Source organism: Actinoplanes sp. NPDC049802 (assembly GCF_040656595.1).
In the GTDB taxonomy this organism is placed as follows: Bacteria; Actinomycetota; Actinomycetes; order Mycobacteriales; family Micromonosporaceae; genus Actinoplanes.
This window is the reverse complement of record NZ_JBFAMR010000055.1, coordinates 38,067-57,670: the sequence shown is the minus strand read 5'-3', so window position 1 is coordinate 57,670 and position 19,604 is coordinate 38,067. Positions and strand designations below refer to the sequence as shown.

The following is a 19,604-nucleotide window of genomic DNA, read 5'->3' as shown; positions in this document are numbered from 1 at the left end:
CAGCCCTCGCCGGACCGGCGACATCGTCGCCGCCGCGCTACACCTGACCCACTACGAATACAAATACCTATCCGGATCTTGTTGAGATCAGGTCAGTGATGTAGGTTACGTTCTTGAACCATGCAATGCCATGGAGTTAGATCGACCCTCGGCTATTGTTTCCGTGTCGTGAAGACAAAGGATACAACGGGGATGGAATGCAGAAAGCCTTCGAGTTCAGAGTGCTCGGTCCGATTTCGGCAACTGTCCGGGGCCAGACTATTCCGCTCACGGCGACCAGACAAAAAGCCGCCCTCGCAACCCTCCTGCTGGACGCCGGCCGAGTGGTGTCCGTCGGACGTCTCGCGGAGGCCATCTGGGGCGGAAGGCTTCCCCGGAATCCGGAAAATCAGATCGCCATCTGCATTTCGGCATTACGTCGGGCATTCAGCAACGCCGGCGCAGGTGCCGGGCTCATCGAAACACACGCACCCGGCTATCTCGTCCGGCTTGACGGCCATTTTTTGGATATCGAGCGGGCGAAGGAACTGGAGGCCGCCGCTCGCAAGGCCTTGGCGGATGAGGATCACGAGCTGGCTGTGGATCGCTTTCGGGAGGCCATCGGCCTCTGGCGTGGGCCGGTGCTCGCCGGATTGACCAGCCCAGCGCTCGGACCCGAAGTGGCCCGCTGGGAGGAGAAGCGACTCGTGCTGGCAGAGGAGTGCGCGGAGTCGGAACTGCGACTAGGCCGCGATCATGAGCTCGTAAGTGAGCTTACCGCTTTCGTGGCCGCCAACCCGCTTCGTGAACGCCCACGTCGCCAACTGATGCTGAGTTTGTACCGCACAGGGCGGCAGGCGGACGCGCTGAGCCTCTACCAAGACACGCGCAAGCTGCTGGACCGGGAATTGGGACTGGAACCTGGGCCGGAAATACGTGCCCTTCATGATGCGATCTTGAAGGGCACCTTAAGAGTCACAGCGACCGAATCCGCCCCGAGGCGGCCGGAACGGCCGGGTGGAGGATCATCCGCGAATGACTTTCGCGCCAACCGAAACGGCGATGACACGGAACAGGACAGCGGGAAGGCCATTCGTCCTCCACCCCAGATGCTGCCCGCCGGAACCGCGGATTTTGCGGGCCGCGACGCCGAGACAAGCGCACTGTCTGCGGCACTGACCGGTGACAGCGACCATGGAAAACTCGAGGTTGTGGCGATTTCGGGGCCCGGAGGAATCGGCAAGACCGCACTCGCGATAACGGTCGCCCACCGTGTGGGGGACAGGTTCCCGGACGGCCGGCTCTACGTCAATCTGAACGGTGCGGAACTACCTCCGGCCCGGCCGATGCAGGTATTGGGCGTCTTCTTGCGGGAGTTGGGAGTCGACAACGCGATCCTGCCGGACTCCCTCCCGCAACGTGCGGCCATGTACCGTAGCGCTCTCGCCAGCCGGCGGATCCTCGTGGTGCTCGACAACGCCGCCGACGAAACCCAGGTCCAGCACCTTCTTCCCGGCTCAGGTCGATCCGCGGCTCTGATCACCAGCCGCACGCGTTTGACCGGCTTGGACGGGGCCGAACATCTGGAACTGGGTCTGCTGCCGGACCACGACGTCATGACGCTGCTGGCCCGCGTGACCGGGCCGGAACGTATCGGCGAGGATCCTGCCGCCGCCCGGGAATTGGTCCAGTGCTGCGGGGGCCTTCCGCTTGCTGTTCGCATCGTCAGTGCGCGCCTGGCCGCCCGAAAGCACCAGCGGCTGAGCCGTTTCGCGCGGCGGCTCACCGATGAGGGCCGCCGGTTGGACGAGATGAAGCACGGATCGCTTGAGGTACGAGCGAGCATAGCCCTCTCATATCGTTCACTCAGCCGCGATGCCCGGCGTCTGTTTCGCCGATTGGCGCTGGTCGAGGCACCGGATTTCGCGGCATGGGTGGGTGCTCCACTCATGGGGACCAGTGCCGTGACTGCCGAGGACCTGATGGAGACACTGGTCGACGCGCAACTCGTCGATGTGTTCGGTCGCGACGAGACGGGACAGGTCCGCTACAGGTTGCACGACCTCGTTCGACTGTATGCGAGGGAACGGGCCGCGCTAGAAGAGAAGCCCGCTGACAGGAATGCCGCGATAGTGCGCATGATGGGCACCTGGCTCGCACTCGTGGAACAAGCCCACGAAAGAATACTGGGCGGAAATTTCGCCGTCATTCACGGATCCGGGGAGCGCTGGGGCCTAGATCGTGGGCTCTGCGACGAGCTGATCGGCGAGCCGTCCGTGTGGTACGAGGCCGAACGCCAATCGATTGTCGCGGCCATACATCAGGCCGCCGACCACAACCTCGACGAACACTGCTGGGACCTCGCCGTCTCGTCCATCTCCCTGTTCGGCACGCGAAGCCATTACGACGAATGGCGGGAAACCCATGAGACCGCCCTTTCCGCTGTCCGCGGCGCGCTCAATATGCGTGGCGAGGCCGCAGTTCACACGGGCCTGGGCGATCTCTACGTCACCCTGCATCGGTACGAGGAGGCCTCCGAACATCTCCGCCAAGCACTCGCCATCTTCTCGACGGTGAATGAGCGGCACGGATATGCCGTCGCGTTGCGAAAAGCCGCCTACGCCGACAGTGTCGTGGGCAACTTGTCCCAGGCGTTCGCCAAGTACGAGGAAGCCAAGCGGATCCTGCATGACGTGGGTGATCGCGGCGCAGAGACACACGTGGTCCGATGGATAGGGCAGCTGCACCTGGAAACCGGCAACTTCGACCAGGCGGAACATCACCTCACCAGGGCAGCGGAGATGTCCTCGGACTCGCAACGCAGCCACGCTCAAGCCCAGTATCGCCTGGGGGAACTCGCGCTGGCCCGCGGAGAGACACCGCAAGCCGAAGCGGTGTTCACGGAGGTCCTGCGCATTGTCACCGAGATCAGGGACCGCCGCGGGCGTGGCTACGCGCTACACGGTCTCGGTCTTGCGAAGGTGCGTCAAGGTGATCTTTCGCAGGCGGAGGTGCTGCTCACCGAGGCCCGGATCGAGGCGGCCGAGATCGGTGATCACCTGATCGAGATACCGACCCTTCTGGCGCTCGCCGAATACGAGCAGGCGATGTCTCGTCCCGAGGGCGCACTGCGGTACCTGCGGGAGGCCGAGTCGTTGTCTGATCGGATCCATGCGTCGCTGTGGCTGCAGCGTTGCCGCAACAGGATCGCTGAGCTACGGCATCTGGCCGCTCATAAATGACTGCCGGTGCGGTGGCGGCGGAGCGGAGCCCCAACCCGCCCCCGCCGTCGTCACCTCCGGTCCGCCGCCACCGGCGGTTCGGCGGCGCGATCCACGCGGGGTGGATCACGCCGCCAGCCGATCACAGGACGCCGCGGATCCCGCTCAGCGACGGAAGTACCCGGGGACGGTCCATCATCGCCTCGGTCCAGCGAGGGGTTGAGCGAAGCGAGTAGCACCGGCGCAACCACCGGTCCTTGCCGTCGTAGCGAGCCACGAACGCGGACCGGCCGTGGGCGGCGATGTGGTTGTCCACGATCACCATTTCACCGGGGTTGAGGACCACGTCGCGGCTGACATGTTCGAGCGCCTCGGTGAGCGCCTGCAGCGCGGCCCGCCCCACGGCGTCACGTGCCTTGGTGTTGTGCGAGTTGAAGCGCATAAACGGCTTTTCCTCGTTGCCGAACAGGACAGGGTGCGATGGGGAGACCGGTCGCTGCCCACTCGATCCTCGGGTGAAGGAGGTCGGGTACAGGCTGTCGAATGCCGGCTCACGCAGCGCTTGCAGGTGCTCCGGCGAAAGGTACGAAACGGCTTCCCTGATGGACGCGACGCGGGTTGCCGCGACTTTGTCGTGATCCTGCCGCAGGCACAGCAGTGCGAGAAAGTCCGGTCGTAGCGGATGATGCACGTTCTCGGTGTGGAAGTCGAAGGCCACCGAACCGGTGTTCTCGATACGCTGCTCCTCACCGCGCACCGGATGCACCTCATGGACCAGGTCGCCGCCCTTCTCGTCGGCATATCCGGTGAGCGATCCGAGCAACTCGGCCACCAGCACCATGAAACCGGTGGTCACGTGTGTGGTGAGGACGGTCCCGCCGTGTGTGGTGGGCGTCTCCGGCAGAGATCCGGTTTCCAGGCCCCGGATGAGGAAGAAGCCGGATGGCGAGTCGTCCGCGAACGCGAGCAGGCGATGTCGCAATTCCGCAGGCATCTCCAGAATTTGATCGACGACGGCTTCGGGTTTCGCATACAGCTGTACCGCCGCGCTCTCGGCCAGCTCGGCCAGAACGGTGCGCTCGTCATCGTCGACGGTGTATTCATGGACCATTTCGGACGTGATGGCCATGTTGAATCCTCCACATTGTTCGTGTGAGCGTGGGCCCGAACGGTGGTCCAGGCTGGTGGAACGCGAACGCTATGCGGGTCAGATGTAGTAGGACGCGAGGCGGGCGACCATACCTAGAACCACGACCACTAATACGGTTCGGACGAACTTGGCGCCGCGCTTCAATGCGGTCCGAGTCCCGATCTGAGCGCCTATGACGTTGCACACGGCCATTCCGATTCCCAGCCCTAGGAGAACCTGGTCGTTGGCCGCGAAGACCACGAGTGCTCCCAGGTTGGTCCCCGCATTGATGAACTTGGCGCTGGCCGAGCTACTCAGGAAGTTCAGTCCCAGCACAGTGGTGAAAGCCATGATGAGAAAGGTCCCGGTGCCGGGGCCGAAGATGCCGTCATAGAAGCCGATCACGATACCGACGAGCAGGACGATGCCGACTTGGCGCCTAAGTCTGGCCGGCCCCCCAGCGCTGGTCATCCCGAAGGACGGGCGCGCCACCACGATGACTAGCACCAGAACCAGCAAGGCCATCGTGAACGGCCGGAAGTACTCCGCCGGCACCCTGGAGGCAGCATTGGCCCCGAAACCAGCGAATACGGTGGCGATCACCGTGGCGGGTGCCACGATCGGCCAGTTGAGTTTGGTGCGGCGTGCATAGGACACCGCCGCGGAGGCTGTGCCGACGACCGCGGCTAGCTTGTTTGTGCCGAGAGCCATGACCGGCGTCATTCCTGGCACACCCAGCATCAGGGCCGGGATCTGAATCAGCCCCCCGCCACCGACCACCGCATCGACCCATCCGGCCGCGGCCGCGATCAAGAGCAGAATCGCGTAGTCATGAATCTCCATCGCATCCCCGCGATGGACTTTCGCTCGGCCGGGCCGACGGTGGGTGCATGGCGGTCACCGTCGGCTCGGCCGAGCATCGGCGGGCAAGGATCAGCACAGCACGGTCGAGTTGTAGCGGCCTTGGTGGGTGTGCCGCTTGCTGGTTCCCGGAGTCAGCGACCAGCAGTCGCTGTCGATCCACGAGTCGATGACGACCTTGACCTTCCATGTGGTGGTGCAGTTGTTTTTGACGACGACCTCGTAGATCTCGCCGACCGGCGAAGGAAGCGAGGACATGGTGCGAGTGATGCAGGTGGGGGCGAGGCTGGCGGCGTATGCCGGCGCGGCGACGAGGGCGATCTGCGCGACGAGGCCGATGCCGACTACCGCTGCCGCACTGGTCTTGTTCATCTTCATCCTCCGTGCTCGTGTGCTGCGGTTGTCGCAGGCTGGAACGAGCGGTCAGGAAGAAGTCAAGTGGGCTTCCCTTTCACCCTGATGTCGTGCCGATTTCGCCGGTTCCGACGAGGCCGGAAGACGAGAGCCGGAAGTTCGCCGCCGGTTGGGTTGTGCGGGATCCGCCTTCCCCGCGCCAATCCCGCCAAGCCGGAGCGCACATTTGTAAATCTCAAGTCCGCGCAGGATGCCACCACGACCCGGGCAGCGCCCAGCGGTGCCGCCGAACATGTCCAGACGGTCGGGACCATGTTGATCAGTGCGTTGAAGGCCACGAACAACGCACTCGGGCCCATCGCCGGTGGCAAGGCCAAAGCGGTGAAGGCCGCCGGCGAACTGGGACGGTACATCGGCGTCGCCGAAGCCGCGCTTCCCCTTGCCGTCTACCTGGCGAAAGTCGCTGACGACCGTGAGCGGGCCGGGCGCGTCCGAACCAGGAAAAGGCGGCGGTCGAGAAGCTGCAACAGGTAGCCACCGAGGGCACGCGGCGCGCTCGCGAAGCCTGGCAGCCGTTCGTCGACGACGTATGTGAAGAGATCTTCGCGGAGACGAGAGACCAGGTCGAACTCGACGCAAGCCTGCGCCAACTCGTCGAGCAACTGCAGAACGCCGTGGCGGAAGGTGAGGCTCTCGCCCGAGCGCGGACGTAAGCGAATGGGCCGGTACCTGTTGAGAGACAGCTGGTCGGCGTCGTCGAACACCAGGGCGCGTGCCGCAGTCCTCATCCGCGACGTCCTCCTTGGCCGGCGATCCGGGCACGCATCGGTGTGCCGGCGCTTGCGGGTGGCTCGAACCCGGGCTGACGTAGGCCGCCGGCTCAGGCGCCGGCGCGCTCCGCGGGCGCGAAGATGGCGTACGCGTCCTGCTCGGTCGCTCGGGCGTTCAGGCAGTAGTCGGCCCACTCCTCGGCCTGCACGAAGGTGGAGCCGGCCGCGATGCTGGCCGTGGCGGTCGGCACGTCGAGCATGGTCCGGCGCAGCTCGACGCCGGGGCCCAGCATGGCCCAGTGCGCCCCGGCCCGGCCGTACGGCATGCCCACACTGCCCGGATTGACCACCAGCCGGTTCGCTGCGAGCCGGGTGAACGGCATGTGGGTGTGCCCGCACACCACGGTCGTCACCTCCGGGTCGACGTCGGCGAGGACTTCCGCCCACCGGTCGGTGCTGGAGGTGACCAGAACGATCTCCTCGTCGTTACGGGGCGTAGCGTGGCAGAACAGCACCTTGCCGAGCCCGCGCACGGTCAGGGTGAGGCTGATCGGCAGCTCGGCGAGGAAGTCGACGTGCTCCTCACGCAGATTCTCGGCGGCCGACGGCCCGATCGGGTCGGGGATCTCGGTACACGCTCCCCGCCGGTATTCGACGAGCTCTCGGTCGGCATTGCCCCTGACCCAGGCAACGCGGTCGCCCAGGCCGAGCAGCCGGTCCATGACCGCGGCGGGTTGCGGGCCGCAGGCCACGTCTCCGGTCAGCACGATGAGGTCCGCAGCGGCGACTTCCGGTTCGGCCAGGACTGCTTCGACAGCTGGAAGGACTCCGTGGACGTCGGAAAGGACAGCAACACGTTCACGCATCGTCCTAGTGTCTACGGTCGCTGCCCGGGAAGGGTGGCGCCGGCCCAGGTGATGGTTCCGCCGGATTGCGTAGGTCATGGCGATGAGCCCATCGGGTCGACGGAAGGCGTTCAGGCTGCCTGAATAGCCGATGTGGTGTGGGCCGGACTGATGAATTGTGCGCCCCGCACGCGGATGTTCATGGCCGGTTGTCCGGACCGACGACAGGTTTTGCCGGACCCCACTTCTACGGTCTGGCCCGTGCCATCGCAGGTCGCGAGGCGTCTGGCCGCAATCGGGGTCGGGTGCCGCGTGGCTGATGGCCGACTAGGTGTCTCGCGTGTCGCGTTCTTGCGGCACCCGTCTTGGGGACTGTCAACTTTTTACAGTCCCCACGAATCACTCATTGCGGCGTGTAAGGCGCGGTTGGGGGGCTTGTTGCGCCGGAGAGCACGGAGTGTCAGCTGAGGGGTGACCGGTCGATGACTCCGACGTACATGATCAGGTTGTCGACCACATCAAGGACAAGCATGCCCTCCGGCACGTAGCTACGGCCAAAGGGCGACCGTGCCGAGTTGAGGGCATTCCTGCGTACTCGGCGGGATGAAGGCTGGTTGATCGATTACACACGACCAGGTTCCGAGCGGAAACTCATGACTTCTTCGCAGGAATCGGATCCGGGGGGCCGTGCCGCGCGGCTGGACCGTGGCCGACAAGACCGGCACGGGCAGCTTCTACGGCATCGCGAACGATATCGGCCTCGTGTGGCCCGCGCCGTCCGCCGATCCCGTCCTCGTTTCCATCATGTCGAGCCGTATTGGCCGCAAAACCAAGGTCGACAACACCCTCGTCGCTGAAGCCGCGAGGTACGCACTAGAAAGAATCACCTGAGCGCGGTCATTGGCGCCCGTTGGATGGCGATTCCAGGTCCTACGGGGAGTCCCAGCCGTCGAGTGAGAAGGTCTGGCGCCCGGCGATCTGTGCCAGCGCTGCAGCGGTGTAGGGCACCGTGTTGGCGGGTGGATTGGTGGGGTCCGCCCAGATCAGACGGGCACATTTGTGCGGCTCGCGGTTGACCGGCTCGCCTCGCCAGTCGTCGGCGAGGAAGAAGAAGCCGATGCGCCCTTCCTCGTCGGCGTTGCGGTGATGGACGACGTGCATGAAGGTGAGGTCGGCTTCTGCGAGCTCGACTCCGGCCTCCTCGGCGGCCTCCCGGATCGCGCCTGCGATGACGGATTCCCCGTCTTCCAGGTGTCCGCTCGGAGGGCATAGCTGACCGTCCGCGTAGCCGGTGTTCGCGCGCTCCATGAGCAGGATGTTGCCGTCGGCTCTGCGCAGGAGCACGTAGACGTCAACGATGCTCCGGTATCGGCCGCTCATGATGTTCTCCTGGGGTTCGTGGTTGATGTTCTCGGTCAGCTCACGGTCCCCAGCCCGTGCCGCGGACAGCTCCTATGAGCAGACGGGTACGCGGTAGCGGGTGCCGGCGCGGATGAGCGGTGCCGTGAACCGGTCGGTGCGGGCGAGATCGTAGGCCAGGGACCGGCCGAGTCCCGAAGATCCGGGCGGCGGTGGGTAGATCGGTGACCGCGCCCAGGGCGCGGGGCAGACGATCCGCGGTAGTACGTGTTCAAGCCGATCGTGACGGACAATGTCGGTGTCCTGCGGGTAGCCGCAGGGGTGGCACTCGCTGTCTGGCTGATCGTGGCAGATCTCTCCCAAGACATGGCCGCTGTGCCACTGTTCCTCAGCGCAGCGTTCAGCATGACGGGTCTCCTGATGAGCGCTCCGGAGCTGTGTCTCGGGAGCTACGGATGGACCGCAGACCGGTCTTGCTGCTTGCGTGCCGGAGGAGGCGCTTCGCGCCGCTTCGGCGCGGTATCTGCTGGTGACCGTGTCGAGCAGCGATCCCGCCGTCGTGGAACGGGTGCGAACGGCTGTCGAGCGTCTACAAGCCAGGGGCAGCAGGGAGGTCTTCGACGTAGAGGCGAAGATCTGGGAAGCGCAGTCGGCGAGCAGAACGTACCGGAAGGTGGCTTGGGCCGGATTTGCGCTGGCTTTCATCGTCTCAACGCTGTCTCTGGCGGTCGCCTCCTGGACCGGCTCACCGAAGAGCGTCGTGGACTGGCGTCGTTGCGGGCTCAGGGTGTCACCGTCGGCACGTTGCGGCTGGTGCTCCTGGGGCAGACGGCGGCGACATTGCTACCGGGTGCCCTGATCGTGTGGCGTGCGCCGTCCCGATGGCGGAGGCGTTCTTCGTCATCACCGACAACCCGGAGTTGTCGATGCCGTGGGCCCAGCTGGCGGCGACAGCGACGGGGTGCGGGATGGCGGTGATCGGTGCGGTGGCGTTGATGCTGCCAGCGCTCAAGGAGGTCATCGACACCCGGTTGCTCGTTGTTGATTGGTCAGCGCTCCGGTCGATGGGGCCCGTCTGCAGGCGACCACTTCGGATACGACAAACCGGCGGAGCACGTTCCTCCGCCGGTGTCACAGAAACATCAGGAGTAAGGGCGTCGGTTCCCGGCCCGCCGGGGACACCCGTCGGTGCGCGCTTACGGCTTGCTGGTCGAGGCCGCGCGTGCCCACTGGCGCCAGGGCTGGGCGGCGGCCCATTCGGCGATCGGCCGGGCGTGGAAGCCGAGCACCCGGGACGCGGACGCCGGGTCCACGTCGTACAGGTCCCGGCCGGACGGGTCGGAGGCCCATTTGTAGAGCCCGGCAACGCCGCTGGCCGCCTCGGCGCCGATCGCCTGGGCGAGCCCCCGCTCGAAGATTTCCGGCTCGAGCGGCAGGTAGGTCACGTTCCGGTTCACCACCCGGCCGATGATCGCGGCCAGCTCGGCACCGGTGACCACCTCGGCGCCGCCGACGTCGACGGTCTGGCCGTCGATTCCGGGCGTCTCGAGGGCGGCGAGCGCCGCCGCCGCCAGGTCGGTGTGCGACAGCCAGGCGACCCGGCGGTCGGCGGGCAGCGGGTACGCCAGCACGCCCTGATCGACGATCCCCGCACCGACCGCCGGGTTGAGCAGGTTGTCCAGGTAAACCGGCGGGCGAAGAACCACCAGCGGAACGCCGCTGTCGCGCAGGATCGCCTCCGCGGCACGCCGTGTCTCGAACGCCGCGTACGGCGTGATCCGGTCGGGGATCGAGGTGTTCGTGTTGAAGACGAGCCGCTGGACGCCGGCCGCCCGGGCAGCCTCGGCGACGTTGCGGGCGTAACCGGCGACCGTGTCCGGGTCGTACACCAGCGGCAGCGTGAGTACGGCATGGGTCACGCCGTCGAACAGCCGCCCGACGTCGCCGCGGTCACCCAGGTCACCGGTCGTCACGGGGACCGCGAGCCGGCCGGTCGCGGCACGCCGGGTGCAGCCGCGGACCGGGTGGCCACGCTCGGCCAATGCCCGCGCGATCGCTCCGCCCTGTGCGCCGGTGGCGCCGAACACCAGGTGACTCATCGTCAAATCCCCTTCGTCGTGTGCCCGGTAGAAGACTGCCGCGGCCCCGGTCGTACCGTTGATAAAGATCTTGGGCTGTGGGTTTATGGATCGTCCACGGGTCAGCCGCGCGCGGCCGCCGGTTCGCCCGCGGTGACAGCGGTCGGCCGAAGCCGCGCCGCCAGCAGAGCCGCCACCAGCGCGACCACCGCGCCGACCAGGAAAGCCATCCGGAACCCGGCGGTGACCGCGACCGGATCGGCGGTGTCCCCGGCGCGGGCCGCCGCCACCCCGGTCATCACCGCGAGGCCGACCACCGAGCCGAACTGCAGACTGGTGTTGACCAGGCCGGAGGCCAGGCCCGCCTCGTCTGGCCGGATGTCCGCCGCCGCGGCGATGTTGGTGCTGACCGCGACCAGCGGCAGGCCCACACCGAGCATCAGAGTCGGGCCGAGCACGTCGCTGACGAAGCCGCCCTCCGCGGACAGCCGGGACAGCCAGGCCATCCCCACGGTCACCAGCCCGAAGCCGACGATCATGACGGTCCGCAGGCCGAACCGGGCGATGATCCGGTCGGTCAGACCCGCCACCAGGATCACCACGATCGACAGCGGCAGCAGGCCCAGGCCGCCGACCAGCGGCGAATGCCCGACCACGTCCTGGAGGTAGAGGCTGACCAGGAAGAACATCGGGAAAAGGGTCACCTGGGACAATCCGGCGAGGATATTGGCGGCACGCACCAGCGGCCGGCGCAGCACCTCCGGCGGCACCAGCGGCGCGGCGGTACGCCGTTCGATCAGCACGAACGTCAGCAGCAGCACCGCCGCGAGGGCTGCCGCGACCAGCGTCCGAGGTGCGGTCCAGCCGGCCTCGCCGGTGGTGACCAGGGCGTACGCCAGCAGTGCCAGCCCCGTGGTGACGGTGACCGCGCCGGCGACGTCGAAGCCCCTACCGTGGCGCTCGGCACGCGCCTCGGGCAGCAGGCGCATCGACAGCACCAGCAACATCAGCCCGGCGGCGACGTTCAGCACGAACGTGGACCGCCAACCCCACCAGTCGGTGAGGACCCCGCCGAGCACGGTACCGACCGCCCCGCCGGCGCCAGCCATCGCGGCGAAGATGCCGAGCGCGCGGTGCCGGTCCGGGCCGTCCGGGAAGATCGCCAACAGCAGTGCGAACGCGGCCGCGGCGGCGAGCGCGGCGGCCGCGCCCTGCACGGCCCGCCCGGCGATGAGCCAGCCCGCCGAGCCGGCCACCGAGCCGATCACCGAGCCGGCGACGAGCACGGCCAGCCCGATGCGGAAGACGCGGCGCCGGCCGGCGTGGTCGGCAGCCCGCCCGCCGAGCAGCAGCAGGCCGCCGAAGGCGATCAGGTAGGCGTTGGCCACCCAGGACAGGCCGGGCGGTGAGATGTCCAGGTCCGTACCGATCGAGGGGACGGCGACGTTGACGAGCGCTGTGTCGAGGATCAGCAGGAACTGGGTCGAGGCGAGGACCGCGAGGGCCTTCCATGGATCAGACATGCCATCACTTCCGTTGGTGTCCGGTGGCTGTGGCCTCCGTTCAGGCCCCCGGTCGGCGCTTCCGTCGGCGGCCCCCCATGGCCGGATCTTTGCTGCGGCCTCGGCGACGATGACGTCGGAGAGGCCTGCGGCACCCAGAATCAGTGCGGTGGTCAGCCCTTGCGATACCTGCACCGGCGATGACGACGCGCATGTGACTTTCCATTCCCCCGCTGCTTCCCACGGCCCTTGCCGCACCGCGGGCAGACTGCTGTCCGGCGGAAGTCGGTGACCCCCGGTGATTCGCGGGCGTAGTTACCCGCCGTCAAGCTTTGTTTGCCAACAGTGAGCTTGCCGGGCCGCATTGATACGATCAATAAAGAATCAGCCGTCACAAACTAAGGATCGTCCGTGTTTGACCATGACGTGCTTACCGATCTACTCCACCCCCTCCACCTGACCAGCGTCTTTCACAGCCGCTGGGTGGTGCGCGGGCCGTGGAACGTGCAGGGTGACGACGACGAATGTGCAGTGCTTCACTACGTCCTTCGCAACCGCTGTTTCGTGACCATCGACGGAAAGCCGCCCATCGTTTTGCACGAGGGCGACCTCGCAGTCTTCCCCTACGGAACGGCGCACACGCTCGGGGACGGCTCCACCGAGCCGACCCAGCCGCTCGAATCCGTCCTCACCCACCGCCGGCTCGGTTCCTCGGCCACCATTCGGCTCGGCACCGAGGGCGAGACCACCGAGCTGATGTGCGCCAGCGTGCACTACGACCCGGCCGGAGAACCTCCGCTCTACCGTTCACTGCCCGCGGTCATCGTGCTCGACCGGCACATGCTCGCTCAGGAGCCGCTGCTGACCCGTACTCTGGAATGCCTGGTCCCGGAGACCGAGCGAGCCGGCCCGGGCAGCCAGCTGATCGCCCTGCGCGCCTTCGAGATGGTGTTCGTGCTGGCGCTGCGGGTGGCCCTGCAGAACCGCACGACCGACAACCCGGCCCTGCACGCCCTCATCCACCCGGGCATCAGCAAGGCGCTCTCCGCCATCTACACCGATTTCGAACAGCCCTGGTCGCTGCACACACTGGCCCGCCGCGCCGGCATGTCCCGCTCCACGTTCGCCAAGACCTTCCGCGACCTGGTCGGCGAGGGCCCGGCACAGCATCTGACCCGCCGGCGCATGCGTGAGGCGGTGCGACTGCTGACCGACACGAGCACCCCGCTGAGTGCGATACCCCAGCTGGTCGGCTATCAGAGCACCGTCGGCTTCCATCTCGCGTTCCGTAAGACGATCGGCGACACCCCCGGCAGCTACCGGCAGCGCAAGCACCGCCAGCCCCGGCACGGCACCCGGACCGAGGCCATGGCGGCCACCTCCTGAACCGTTCCTCCACAGTGCGCCCGGCGGGATGACCAGACCGGTATCGACCTGACGGCCCACCGGAAGATCATCTGAAGGGGGTGGCCGCCCCGGCGCCGTCCGGATCTGCCGATGATGTCAAGGTGCTCTGCCGGCTATGTAGCGGCGAGGGCGAGTAGGCGTGTCAGGACGTCGCGGCGCACCTCGGACTCGGCGCTCGTGGCCGGTTCACGCCATGGGCAGGCGATGTCGAACGCCGCGACTTGACCACTCGCGAGAAGTCTGCCAAGTGCGGACATCACGCTCGCGCTGCTGGGCCCGTTGGCGGCCGGAAAGCGCAACCCTGGCACCTCACTCGCGTCGATCACGTCGATGTCAACGTGCAGCAGTACCGGTCCGTCCGGAAGGTCGCTCACCGACACGTCCGCGACGGTTGTGTGGCGCACCTGGCTGCCCGCGAGGTAGTCGGCCTCGGCTGGATCGAGGTCACGTGCATCGACAAGGACGGCCTGATCCTCACGGAGTGGCCTCAGCCCCAACGGGCCACCGATCCGGGTAGGGTCGCCGCCCATCGCCATCCGTAGCGCCATGCCCCCGAGATAGCCCGACTCCGACGACGCCAGCGTGTGGACGTCGCCGTGGGCATCGAACCAGACGATCGTTGGAGTGACACCTGCGCGCTGCAAACCGACGAGAGTGCCGAGAGTGGCCAGGCAGTCGCCAGTCACCGACACCGTCGGCCCGGCCGCCGCTCCAGCGGCGACCTGGTGCGCCAAGGCGTCGTACAGCGTGACGAGTCGAGTCCATTGGTCATCGTCGGGAAGGTCGGGATCAACGATCCTCGCCAGAATCGTGCTCGGTAGGTCGAGGGTGTGGTCGGGCAGTCGTTCGTCTTGATGGAAAGGCAGCAGGATCACGTCGGGCACCCGAGCAGAATATGGGCTTCCTACGACGTCCTGCCCGGATCGGCAAGTGACCGGTCCGTTCCCGCGGCACCACGTTCGGTGATGTCGCCATTCCCGAGCACACCCAGCCAGACTTCTCCGACCTGAGTGTCGAGTGCAGCCGCGGTACGCGGCGCTCGGGTGAACGGGGCTCCCGCGGTCATCGTCGGCTTCGACCCGCTCCAGTGTCCGCTGATGAGTCTCGATGCGTATCTGCAGGTGAAGCAGGCACCGGACGTCGACGAGTCCCTGCACGACTGATTCCGGCAGTCGGCCGGTCTCGCGCGGTCGGCGGCGGGGTGGTCAGCCGAATCCATGAACGGTCCTTCTTCCGAATGGATCCCGAGTCGCGACGGCCGGCGATCCTGGATGGACGGACGGGCGACGGATTCCACAACCGCAAGCCGATAGTGTGAAACGACGCGATCGTTGGACACGGCCGGACCTCGTCTGGGCGTAACCCATCTGACGAACGAGGGTGGCATGCCGAAGAAACGGAAGAGCCGGCAACGGCCGTCGGCCGCCCCTCGTCCCGCACCTGAATCCGACGGCGCGACCTCCTCGAGTCCTGGCAGGCTCGCCGGTCTCGTGTCGCGGCCGGCCGCCTGGCTCGCGGGTGTGGCCGCCGCCACCCTGGTGGCCGTTCTGACCGCCTGGGTGCCACAGCACGGCCGGGACACCCTGGCAGCCTGGACCGGCGCCCCGGCGCTGCGGATCATGCCCGTGCGCACCTCGGCCGACGACTATGCGTTGCCCGGCGAGGTCACCGAAGCCGCCGACCGCGCCGTCTTGTTGGATTCCTCGGCGTCCTCCTCGAAACTACCGGACCTGCTGCGCCGGCACGCCGCCGCAGCGGTCGGGCAGATCAAGGTCCGCCTCGTCCTCGAGGGCGACCGGAACTCGCTGCGGGTCACCGACTTGAAGGTACGGATCAGGAAGGTCACCGGCGTGTTGTCCGGCACCTATCTCGGCGTCGTCAACGCGGGGGAGGACGACAGCATTCAGATGTCGGCCACCCTGGACGCGGCCGATCCGGTGCTGCGCCTTCCGGACGCGCCGCACGACCCGTACTTCTCCCGGAAACAGATCGATCTTGCACGCGGCGAACGGGAGACGCTCGACATCACGCTCACCGCCAACCGCAATACCTACGAGTTCGACTTCGTCGCCACCGTCGTCAGCGACGGCGAGAGCTACGAACAGGTCATCGACGGGGCCGGGCAGTTGCTGCGGGTCACCGGCAAGCTGCCCGACTATCACCGGTACGGCACCGTCCTGGTGGCAGACGTCGGCGAGGGTTACCGGAGCGCGGACACACCGACCCTGTGTTCGTTCTTCGACCGCTCCGAGGGCTGCTGAGGTGCGCCGCACCCCGGCGCGGTGGGTGATCGCCTGCGGCCTGCTGCTGGCACTGTCGGCCGATGGCCTTCCGCCCGGCAGACCCGGGGACCTGCCGATGCCCACTCGCCTCGTACCCCTGTGGAGCGCCCCCGCCCCGGACCCGGTCCGATTCAACGAGACCGGGCCGTACCTCTTCGACCGGGACGCGGTCATCGTGCCGGATCTGCGCCCCGGCGGATTCGCGGTCCACGATCCCGTGACCGGGGCGGTCCGGCGACAGGCCGCTCCCGACGCCGAGATACGAGACGCTCCGGGCGTACGGATCGCCAACCTGCTTCTGTTCCGCGTCGGTGGCACCCCCGCCGTGCTGGTCGTCCACTACGTGAGCGAGCGGCCCGGCCAACTGCTCGTCGCGCAGGACCTCGCCACCGGTCGCCGGCTGTGGCACCGGCCGGTCCCGCCCGCGGTGCAGTCCGGCTCCGGGGCCGAAGTCATCGCGCCCGATGTCGCGGCCAGCGGCGGCACCGTCCTCGTCGTACGCGACACCGACATGGAAGGGCTGGACGCGCTGACCGGACAGACCCGGTGGCGGCACACGATCACCACCCCGTGCCAGATATTCGTGCGTACGACCCCCGTAGCCCTCCTGCTGTCGACAACGTTGCCGAACCCGCCATCGAGGTGCGAAGCCGAGCCCCGAACCGCGATCTACCATCCCGACACGTTCGCTGAGGTCGCGTCCTGGCGCGAACAGGACGAAGGCATCCAGAGCCGTCCCCCCATCGCCGCCGACGGCACCAGCATCCTGCCCATCACGACGGCCGGATCAGACACGGCATGTTCAGCGCTGTTGCCCGATCTGAAGCGGCTCCCCAGCCGCTGCCTCGACGATCCGGTGGCCATCGCGGCACACGATGACCGCCTGATCTCCGTGGCCGGAGCCCCCGACGACGAGGGCGGGTACCCCGCACAGGCGTGGCAGACCGATTCCGGCCGGCAGCTCTGGAGCCGTCGGCTGAACCTCTACCTCGGTGATGTGCTGCTCACATCCGGCCACCGGTACCTGGTCTCGGATCCGCTGGTCGGCGACGAGCGATGGCTACTGCCGAAATTCATCAGCCTCCTCGATCCGGTCGACGGCCGCATGGTCGTCCTTCCGCTCGATGTCACTTACCTGTCCACCGAACTGCTGGGCGCGGCAGCAGGGATGATCTTCGTCCGGCACGTGACCCCTACCGGGATGCGGCTCACCTCGTACGCTCCGGTCGTCGACGGGGAGAGAGAACCGGTCCTCGGCGGGCCTACGGCCGACTCCTGGCCCGACGCGTGTCAGCTGCTGACCCCGGACGATCTCGACGATGTAGCCGCCGGCTATGTCGCCGAACCTGGACGGCACGACCTGCCGGGCGTGCACTTTCCGCAACCGAACAGGTGTCTGCTGGTCCCATCGGACCTTGCGGGGGTGGCCGTCGAGGTGACCGTCATGTGGGTCGCGACCGAGCCGGCCGCAGCAGCCGCCCTGCTCGACAGCGAGATCGCCGTATACCGCGACAACCAGGCGCCGGTGGTCCAGCTCGGCCCGGGCGTATATCAGGTCTCCGAGTACGGCAGCTCCGATCCGACGTCCGCCATCATCCGGGTGGGCGCTGTAGTCGTGCACGTGCAGATCGGCGGGCACCCCGAGCTGGTGCCACAGGTGGCGAGCCTGGTGACCCAGTCGATGCGAGGGCGTCTTGGCCTCGGACCGTGACGGCTCGCGTCGACCTTCGCGACCGTCCGGCACCGTACCGAGGTCACCGAGGTGCCGGGTTCGAAGGCGGCCGGGCTCGCGACGGCGTTCAAGCTGATCGAGGCCGCTCAAGAAGGTCAAGGTCCGGCTACGGGTACACGACCGGGCCGGCAACGTGACCACCACGTCGGCGCGTACCTGGTACCGCCGCTGACCTTGACCGCGAACGGCCTGGCCCTTGCCTGTGGCGAGAACCAGGCCGTATCGGCCGCATGATCGACGGTGGCTTCCGCAGCGGCGGGCCTGGTGCAACCCGCGCTGGCGTGCGTCCAGCGCCGCCTGCGGACGGTGCCGATGCGTGTGTCCTCGCGACCGTGTCGGCCCCGGCACCCGGCCCGCCCGCAGCACCGCAAGGTGCGCTGCATCCGGTGGAAGTCGATGCGGCGGAACCTGCGCTGGAGGCCGGCGGGGGCGACTGCTCTGCCAAGCCTCGCCTGAAGGTCCACAGGCGACGTTCCGGCGGGAGCGGCCGCGCCAGCGCTGCGTCGGCCCGCTCCCACCGGTGTGAACGTCGGTCGCTACCGGCCGGTGAAGACGACTCGGACGAGGGCGTCGAGCGCCTGCGGGAACACCTCGGCCGGATCCACCGCGGCGTCGCCCATGGTCAGCCCGGCGGTGAGCGTCTTGCCGCCGTCAGGCGTGCTGTACATGAGGGCGCCGTAGCCGCCGGGGGCGCCGCCGTTGTGGTGGTAGACGGTGATACCGGGACCGAGTTCTTGCACGAACAGTCCCAGGCCGTAGCCGATCGGCCCGTGCGGTTCGCGCATCTCGGCCAGCTGGGGGGCCGGCAGCAGCCTGCCGCTGTTGAGTGCGGCGAAGAAGACGTGCAGGTCCCTGGTGGTCGAGATGGCCCCGCCGGCTCCGAGCAGCATCGAGAGGTTCTGCCGGGAGACGTCGACCACCTTCCATTCGCCGCCGTCCTGGAACCGGTAGTACCCATGGGCGTGCGGCTCGGGCAGGTCCGTGACGTCGCCGTCCAGCACCGTGTCCCGAAGGCCGAGCGGCTCGAGGATGCGCCGGCGCATCTGATCACCGTACGACCCGCCGGTGACCTCCTCGATGAGCAGCGCGGCCAGCGTGTAGTTGGTGTTCGAGTAGCTCCAGTCGGCGCCCGGTTCGAACCGCGCCGGTCGGGACAGCGCCAGCTCGACCAACTCCTGCGGCTGGTAGCCGCGCAGCCGGGCGTCGACCCAGTCCTTACCGGTGGCGGGGATCCCCGGCACGATCGTGCCGTCCGGGAGGTACTCGCCGGTGTAGTTGAACAGGCCGCTGGTGTGCCGCAGCAGCATCCGGGCGGTGATCCGCTTGTCCAGACCGGGATGGGCCAGGTGCTCGGTCACCGGGGCGTCCAGATCGAGGGCCTGCTCGGCCGCCAGTTGCAGCACGACGGTGGCGGTGAAGGTCTTGGCGACACTGCCCGCCCAGAACCGGCCGTCGGTCGGTGGCCTGCTCGCCTCGCCCAGTCTGCTGATCCCGGCGCTGCCGGCCCAATCACCGTGCTCGTCGCTGACGCGCATCTGCAGCCCGGCGAACCCGGCGGCGACGAACTCTTCGACAGCGTTCTGAAGTTCGGTGTGGCTGGTCATGGAATGGTTCCTCCTCAACGGGCGAGCGCTTCGCTGATCTTGTCGGTGATCTGGGCCAGAACCGGGCCGGGCGTGCCACCGCGAGCCTCCAGTGCGGCGTCCACGGCGACGGCGACGATGTCGCGGAAGTTGTCCGCCTCGGCCGGGTCCCGCTCGGTGAGCAGGACCGTCGATGCGGTCAGGGCCGGCAGCACCCGGTCCGCGATCGCGGCGACCGACTTGCCGTCGAGGTCGCGTAGCCTCGACTTCTCGGCCAGCACGTGGCCGACCGGTCCGATCGCCGAGTGCAGAGCGAGGAAGCCGGCGGTGGCGAGCTTGTGCGGGGAGCCGTTCGCGTCCGCGGCCGACAGCAGCGTGACCGCGCCGTACGCGGCGGTCCGGAGAGTGTTCTTGTCCTGCTCGGTGAAGTTCCGCATGGCCGGAAGCTTCGGCCCGGTGGCCGGTGCGGGACAACCGGGTCACTGTCCCCGTGGCACGGGAC

17 protein-coding genes are annotated in these 19,604 nt (G+C 67.6%); 6 read left to right on the top strand and 11 right to left on the bottom strand.

The window, feature by feature from the left end; genetic code table 11:
* Nucleotides 1–197: 197 nt before the first annotated feature.
* On the top strand, nucleotides 198–3,221 hold the full coding sequence (locus tag AB0I88_RS29905; protein WP_361031925.1) for a BTAD domain-containing putative transcriptional regulator: 3,024 nt from the start codon (nucleotides 198–200) through the stop codon (nucleotides 3,219–3,221).
* Between the two features lie 121 nt (nucleotides 3,222–3,342).
* Here the strand turns inward: AB0I88_RS29905 and AB0I88_RS29900 are convergent, their stop codons facing one another.
* The 5 genes from AB0I88_RS29900 to AB0I88_RS29880 form a co-directional block, all read right to left on the bottom strand.
* Entirely contained in the window at nucleotides 3,343–4,329 is a 987-nt protein-coding gene (locus AB0I88_RS29900; protein ID WP_361031922.1) for a TauD/TfdA family dioxygenase, read from the bottom strand.
* Nucleotides 4,330–4,407: 78 nt separating this feature from the next.
* The gene (locus AB0I88_RS29895; RefSeq protein ID WP_361031919.1) at nucleotides 4,408–5,172 is read right to left on the bottom strand and encodes a TSUP family transporter; all 765 of its coding nucleotides are present in this window, start codon (nucleotides 5,170–5,172) and stop codon (nucleotides 4,408–4,410) included.
* Nucleotides 5,173–5,262: 90 nt separating this feature from the next.
* Nucleotides 5,263–5,562: a hypothetical protein gene (locus AB0I88_RS29890; protein WP_361031916.1), complete on the bottom strand. Its 300-nt coding sequence runs from the start codon at nucleotides 5,560–5,562 to the stop codon at nucleotides 5,263–5,265.
* 428 nt (nucleotides 5,563–5,990) lie between these two features.
* Nucleotides 5,991–6,332, bottom strand: coding sequence for a hypothetical protein (locus tag AB0I88_RS29885; protein WP_361031913.1), 342 nt, complete (start codon nucleotides 6,330–6,332; stop codon nucleotides 5,991–5,993).
* A 92-nt stretch (nucleotides 6,333–6,424) separates the two neighbouring features.
* Nucleotides 6,425–7,180, bottom strand: coding sequence for a metallophosphoesterase family protein (locus tag AB0I88_RS29880; protein ID WP_361031910.1), 756 nt, complete (start codon nucleotides 7,178–7,180; stop codon nucleotides 6,425–6,427).
* 654 nt (nucleotides 7,181–7,834) lie between these two features.
* On the opposite strand from AB0I88_RS29880, the gene AB0I88_RS29875 reads away from it, so the two are divergent.
* Nucleotides 7,835–8,050, top strand: coding sequence for a hypothetical protein (locus AB0I88_RS29875; RefSeq protein WP_361031928.1), 216 nt, complete (start codon nucleotides 7,835–7,837; stop codon nucleotides 8,048–8,050).
* Nucleotides 8,051–8,089: 39 nt separating this feature from the next.
* Here AB0I88_RS29875 and AB0I88_RS29870 read toward each other — a convergent pair whose 3' ends face one another.
* The 3 genes from AB0I88_RS29870 to AB0I88_RS29860 form a co-directional block, all read right to left on the bottom strand.
* A complete protein-coding gene (locus AB0I88_RS29870) occupies nucleotides 8,090–8,539 on the bottom strand; it encodes an NUDIX domain-containing protein (RefSeq protein ID WP_361031907.1) in 450 nt (149 codons plus the stop codon).
* Between the two features lie 1,175 nt (nucleotides 8,540–9,714).
* Complete coding sequence (locus AB0I88_RS29865) at nucleotides 9,715–10,617, bottom strand: NmrA family NAD(P)-binding protein (protein WP_361031904.1); 903 nt, start codon at nucleotides 10,615–10,617, stop codon at nucleotides 9,715–9,717.
* 101 nt (nucleotides 10,618–10,718) lie between these two features.
* Nucleotides 10,719–12,119 carry an MFS transporter gene (locus AB0I88_RS29860; protein WP_361031901.1) on the bottom strand — a complete coding sequence of 467 codons (1,401 nt, stop codon included), beginning with the start codon at nucleotides 12,117–12,119 and terminating at the stop codon, nucleotides 10,719–10,721.
* Between the two features lie 390 nt (nucleotides 12,120–12,509).
* Between AB0I88_RS29860 and AB0I88_RS29855 the strand changes: the two genes are divergently transcribed.
* Nucleotides 12,510–13,484: an AraC family transcriptional regulator gene (locus AB0I88_RS29855; protein WP_361031899.1), complete on the top strand. Its 975-nt coding sequence runs from the start codon at nucleotides 12,510–12,512 to the stop codon at nucleotides 13,482–13,484.
* 134 nt (nucleotides 13,485–13,618) lie between these two features.
* On the opposite strand, the gene AB0I88_RS29850 is transcribed toward AB0I88_RS29855, so the two are convergent.
* Nucleotides 13,619–14,389, bottom strand: a complete 771-nt coding sequence (locus AB0I88_RS29850; RefSeq protein ID WP_361031896.1) for an arginase family protein — start codon at nucleotides 14,387–14,389, stop codon at nucleotides 13,619–13,621.
* A 501-nt stretch (nucleotides 14,390–14,890) separates the two neighbouring features.
* On the opposite strand from AB0I88_RS29850, the gene AB0I88_RS29845 reads away from it, so the two are divergent.
* From AB0I88_RS29845 to AB0I88_RS29835, 3 genes are all read left to right on the top strand, one after another.
* A complete protein-coding gene (locus tag AB0I88_RS29845; RefSeq protein WP_361031893.1) occupies nucleotides 14,891–15,766 on the top strand; it encodes a hypothetical protein in 876 nt (291 codons plus the stop codon).
* A 97-nt stretch (nucleotides 15,767–15,863) separates the two neighbouring features.
* Nucleotides 15,864–17,498, top strand: a complete 1,635-nt coding sequence (locus AB0I88_RS29840) for a PQQ-binding-like beta-propeller repeat protein (protein WP_361031890.1) — start codon at nucleotides 15,864–15,866, stop codon at nucleotides 17,496–17,498.
* 51 nt (nucleotides 17,499–17,549) lie between these two features.
* Entirely contained in the window at nucleotides 17,550–17,753 is a 204-nt protein-coding gene (locus AB0I88_RS29835; protein ID WP_361031888.1) for a hypothetical protein, read from the top strand.
* Between the two features lie 302 nt (nucleotides 17,754–18,055).
* Here AB0I88_RS29835 and AB0I88_RS29830 read toward each other — a convergent pair whose 3' ends face one another.
* Both AB0I88_RS29830 and AB0I88_RS29825 read right to left on the bottom strand, forming a co-directional pair.
* Nucleotides 18,056–19,123, bottom strand: coding sequence for a serine hydrolase domain-containing protein (locus tag AB0I88_RS29830; protein WP_361031885.1), 1,068 nt, complete (start codon nucleotides 19,121–19,123; stop codon nucleotides 18,056–18,058).
* Between the two features lie 14 nt (nucleotides 19,124–19,137).
* Nucleotides 19,138–19,539: a hypothetical protein gene (locus tag AB0I88_RS29825; RefSeq protein ID WP_361031882.1), complete on the bottom strand. Its 402-nt coding sequence runs from the start codon at nucleotides 19,537–19,539 to the stop codon at nucleotides 19,138–19,140.
* Nucleotides 19,540–19,604: the final 65 nt, after the last annotated feature.

What these genes read in the sequence shown, in the direction of transcription:
- AB0I88_RS29905 (WP_361031925.1), top strand. Translation starts at nt 198, where the DNA reads ATGCAGAAAGCCTTCGAGTTCAGAGTGCTCGGTCCGATTTCGGCAACT.
- AB0I88_RS29900 (WP_361031922.1), bottom strand. Translation starts at nt 4,329, where the DNA reads ATGGCCATCACGTCCGAAATGGTCCATGAATACACCGTCGACGATGAC.
- AB0I88_RS29895 (WP_361031919.1), bottom strand. Translation starts at nt 5,172, where the DNA reads ATGGAGATTCATGACTACGCGATTCTGCTCTTGATCGCGGCCGCGGCC.
- AB0I88_RS29890 (WP_361031916.1), bottom strand. Translation starts at nt 5,562, where the DNA reads ATGAACAAGACCAGTGCGGCAGCGGTAGTCGGCATCGGCCTCGTCGCG.
- AB0I88_RS29885 (WP_361031913.1), bottom strand. Translation starts at nt 6,332, where the DNA reads ATGAGGACTGCGGCACGCGCCCTGGTGTTCGACGACGCCGACCAGCTG.
- AB0I88_RS29880 (WP_361031910.1), bottom strand. Translation starts at nt 7,180, where the DNA reads ATGCGTGAACGTGTTGCTGTCCTTTCCGACGTCCACGGAGTCCTTCCA.
- AB0I88_RS29870 (WP_361031907.1), bottom strand. Translation starts at nt 8,539, where the DNA reads ATGAGCGGCCGATACCGGAGCATCGTTGACGTCTACGTGCTCCTGCGC.
- AB0I88_RS29865 (WP_361031904.1), bottom strand. Translation starts at nt 10,617, where the DNA reads ATGAGTCACCTGGTGTTCGGCGCCACCGGCGCACAGGGCGGAGCGATC.
- AB0I88_RS29860 (WP_361031901.1), bottom strand. Translation starts at nt 12,119, where the DNA reads ATGTCTGATCCATGGAAGGCCCTCGCGGTCCTCGCCTCGACCCAGTTC.
- AB0I88_RS29845 (WP_361031893.1), top strand. Translation starts at nt 14,891, where the DNA reads ATGCCGAAGAAACGGAAGAGCCGGCAACGGCCGTCGGCCGCCCCTCGT.
- AB0I88_RS29840 (WP_361031890.1), top strand. Translation starts at nt 15,864, where the DNA reads ATGCCCACTCGCCTCGTACCCCTGTGGAGCGCCCCCGCCCCGGACCCG.
- AB0I88_RS29830 (WP_361031885.1), bottom strand. Translation starts at nt 19,123, where the DNA reads ATGACCAGCCACACCGAACTTCAGAACGCTGTCGAAGAGTTCGTCGCC.
- AB0I88_RS29825 (WP_361031882.1), bottom strand. Translation starts at nt 19,539, where the DNA reads ATGCGGAACTTCACCGAGCAGGACAAGAACACTCTCCGGACCGCCGCG.